This is a genomic window from Streptacidiphilus neutrinimicus, from assembly GCF_000787815.1.
Taxonomy (GTDB): Bacteria; Actinomycetota; Actinomycetes; order Streptomycetales; family Streptomycetaceae; genus Streptacidiphilus; species Streptacidiphilus neutrinimicus.
Map to the genome: position 1 here is coordinate 1 of NZ_BBPO01000169.1, position 3,488 is coordinate 3,488.

Below are 3,488 nucleotides of genomic sequence, written 5' to 3' on the forward strand. Positions count from 1 at the left end.
GGGTGGGCAGGCGGGGGCGCGCGCTGAATTCGTGCGCGCTCGAACGTGCGCTGACGCACTACCCCGTGCGCCGGCACCTCGACGCCGGGCCCGAGGCGCTGATCGACCCCCCTTGATCGATCTTGCTCAGCCGCGATAGTTCGCGCCCGACCCATGTCCAAAGGTGGGACGTGTACACGTCGAACAGGATCGGATCAGTGATCGCACACGACTTGTCATGCACTAGGCGTGGCAGGGAAGCGCGCCCGGTCACGCTCCCGTGCGCTGCGCCGCTCGTGCGTCGGGCGGGATGACGCGGTTCATGAATCCGGGGAGGGCCCGCGACCGACGCCGGCACCGTCAGCACCCACCAGGACCGGAGGTCCGCACGACCATGGCGCCACGGCACCCCAACGCACGCCTGCGTGCGCTCGCCCAGGAGGCCGGCTGGAGCGGGGCGGCACTCGCCCGCGCCGTCAACCGAGCGGGAGCAGAGATCGGCCTGACGCTGCGCTACGACCGCACCTCCGTCGCCCACTGGATGGCCGGCACGCGCCCGCCGGCGGCTGTCGCCTCCGTCGTCGCCGAGGCGCTGGCCCGGCAGCTGGGACGTCCGCTCCAGCTCGCCGAGGTGGGGTTCGTCGCCGACCTTCCCCGCGGCAGCGCGGGGGCGGGCGCCGGAGCCGGGGAAAACGTTCCGCCCTCCAGGACGGCCCTGCGGGACCTCACCGAACTCGACACCGTGCAGCCGCGCACCCGCCCCTACCGGCTGGGCGCCCCCACACACTTCTGCCTGGCCGCTCCGCGCGCCACGGCCGCCCGGCCCGCCCCGGGTTCCGGCGCGGCGGCGGCCGACCGGGTCACCGTCGCGCACGTCCGGGCGGCGCAGGACATGCTGCGCACCTTCACCACCGTCGACTCCGCCTTCGGCGGCGGCCACTCCCGCGCCGCCCTCACCGGTTTCCTGCGCAGCAGCGTCGCCGAGTGGCTCGCGGCGCCGGCCGCGCCCAGGGCGCGACGCGAGCTGCTGCTCGTCTCCTCGGCGCTGGCCTGCCTCGCCGGCTCGATGTGCTTCGACGAGCAGCGGCACGGCGTGGCCCAGGCTTACTACCAGGCCGCCACCCTGCTCGCCGCCGAGGCCTACGACGCCCCCGGGCAGGCCGCCGCCCTGTGCGCGTTGAGCGTCCAGGCGCAGGAGCTCGGCCACCGCGCCCACGCCCTGGAACTGGCCGAGGCCGCGTCCGCGCAGCGCTCGCGCCTGCCGACGTGGCTGGCGGCGGCCGTGACGGGCCAACTGGCCGTCGCCGCGGCCGCTCGCGGCGAACGGCGGCGCGCCCTGACCGTGCTGCAGCGCTCGTCCGAGCTGCTCGGCCGTTCCGAGGGCAGCGGCGAGTACCACCGGGCCGCGCACGAACACCACGAGTCGCAGGTGCTCAGTGCGCTCGGCGACCGTGCGGGCGCCGTCGCCGCGCTCCGGCGCTCACTCCAGCTGCGGCCGCCGGACGAACGCCGGACCCGGGCGGTGGGCGCCGCGCGGCTGGGCGAACTCCTCCTGGACGGCGGCTCTCTGGACCAGGCGTGCACGGCCTGGCACGCCTTCCTCGACGACTACCCCCTGCTGCGCAGCGCCCGCGCGGACCGGGCGGTCCGCACCCTCCGCAGCCGCCTGCGCCCCTTCCGCGCCACCACCTCCGGCCGAGGCGTCCTCGCCCGCCTGCAGACCCCCTGAGAAGCCGCGCTCCGCGCACCGCGTCCCGCCTTCAACGCCGCCGAACTTTCAACACCCCCACCCCCTGCGCCACCCCCATGCCCACCTCCCATCCCGCTTACTGGAATCACGGCATTGACCAAGGAGGTCGCACTCATGTCCATGGAGGCCACGGAGAGCCCCGCGGGGTCCGCAGGGGTCGACGGCGCTCCCGATCAGCAGAGCCTCAGTACGCGCGCCGCGCGCAACCTGGCGACGACGACGAAGTCCGCACCGCAGATGCAGGGCATCAGCTCACGCTGGCTGCTGAAGAACCTGCCGTGGGTCAACGTCGCCGGCGGCACCTACCGGGTCAACCGTAGGTTGACACTCGCGGTGGGACGCGGACGCGTGGGGTTCGTGCAGGGCGGGGCCGACGACGTGCGGATCGTGCCGGAGACGCTGCGGGAGATCCCGGCCCTGCGCGACTTCGACGATCCGGCCGTGCTGGCCGAGCTCGCCTCCCGCTTCCAGGTGCGGGAGTTCCACGCCGGCGAGGTGATCGTCGAGGAGGGCTCACCCATCGAGGAGGTGTTCATCGTCGCCCACGGCCGGATCAACCGGCTGAGCACGGGCAAGTACGGGGACACCACCGTCCTCGGCGTGGTGACCGACGGCGACCACCTCGGCGACGAGGCCGTGCTGACCAGCGACCCGCTGTGGCTGGCCACCGCGCAGGCGTCGACGTCCGGCACGATCATGGTGCTGCCCTGGTCCGGCGTGCTGGACCTGTTCGACCGCGCGCCCCAACTGCGTTCCCACATCGAGCGGTTCGTCGCCGAGTCGCAGCGGGCCACGAACAGCAAGGGCGAGGCGCCGATCGACCTCAGTGCCGGGCACGAGGGCGAGCCGGTCATCCCGAACACCTTCGTCGACTACGAACTCGCCCCGCGCGAATACGACCTGAGCCTCACTCAGACGGTGCTGCGGATCCACTCCCGGGTCGCGGACCTGTACAACCAGCCGATGAACCAGACCGAGCAGCAACTCAAGCTCACCGTGGAGGCGATCCGCGAGCGGCAGGAGTGGGAGCTGGTCAACAACCGGGAGTTCGGCCTGCTCCACAACACCGCCTACGACCAGCGCATCAGCACCTGGTCCGGGCCGCCCACCCCGGACGACATGGACGAGCTGCTCAGCATGCGCCGCAGCACCTCGCTGTTCCTCGCCCACCCCAAGGCGATCGCCGCCTTCTTCCGCGAGTGCAACAAGCGCGGCCTGTACCCGGACACGATCGACCGCAACGGCCACCGGATCCCGGCCTGGCGCGGCGTGCCGATCTACCCGTGCGGCAAGCTGCCGGTCGAGGACGGCCACACCACCTCGATCATGGCCATGCGCATGGGCGAGGACAACCAGGGCGTCGTCGGCCTGCACCAGCTGGGGCTGCCGGACGAGGTCGAGCCGAGCCTCAACGTGCGGTTCATGGGGATCGACGAGAAGGCGATCATCTCCTACCTGGTCACCGCGTACTACTCGGCGGCGATCCTGGTGCCGGACGCGATCGGCATCCTCGAGAACGTCGACATCGCGGCTCCGCACGCGTAGGCAAGGACGGGAGCCACGATGCTGCACCTCGACGGGGAGTTGCTGGGACGCATCCTCGCCGGCCCGGCCGGGCCGGGCACCACGGCCGTCCGGCTGTTCCGCGAAGCCGCGGACGCGGGGGACACGGCGGAAGCCGTGAACGCCGCGGACGCCGTGGACGCCGTGGCCGGCTCGACCGGGGCGGGCGCCTGGCCCGCCCCGGTCGGGCCCACGG

General features: G+C 73.1%; 3 protein-coding genes. All 3 read left to right on the plus strand.

Annotated elements, in window-relative coordinates; genetic code table 11:
• Window positions 1-373: 373 nt before the first annotated feature.
• A complete protein-coding gene (locus TR48_RS38225; protein WP_042375564.1) occupies window positions 374-1,708 on the plus strand; it encodes an NsdA family TPR-like regulatory protein in 1,335 nt (444 codons plus the stop codon).
• 141 nt (window positions 1,709-1,849) lie between these two features.
• Window positions 1,850-3,274 (plus strand): family 2B encapsulin nanocompartment shell protein, encoded by a 1,425-nt coding sequence (locus TR48_RS38230; protein ID WP_042375566.1) that lies wholly within the window; start codon window positions 1,850-1,852, stop codon window positions 3,272-3,274.
• Between the two features lie 18 nt (window positions 3,275-3,292).
• The coding region (locus tag TR48_RS38235; protein ID WP_042375565.1) for a hypothetical protein at window positions 3,293-3,488 on the plus strand (196 nt) is incomplete at its 3' end.

Coding starts and splice junctions, on each gene's coding strand:
- TR48_RS38225 (WP_042375564.1), top strand. CDS start 374: ATGGCGCCACGGCACCCCAACGCACGCCTGCGTGCGCTCGCCCAGGAG.
- TR48_RS38230 (WP_042375566.1), top strand. CDS start 1,850: ATGGAGGCCACGGAGAGCCCCGCGGGGTCCGCAGGGGTCGACGGCGCT.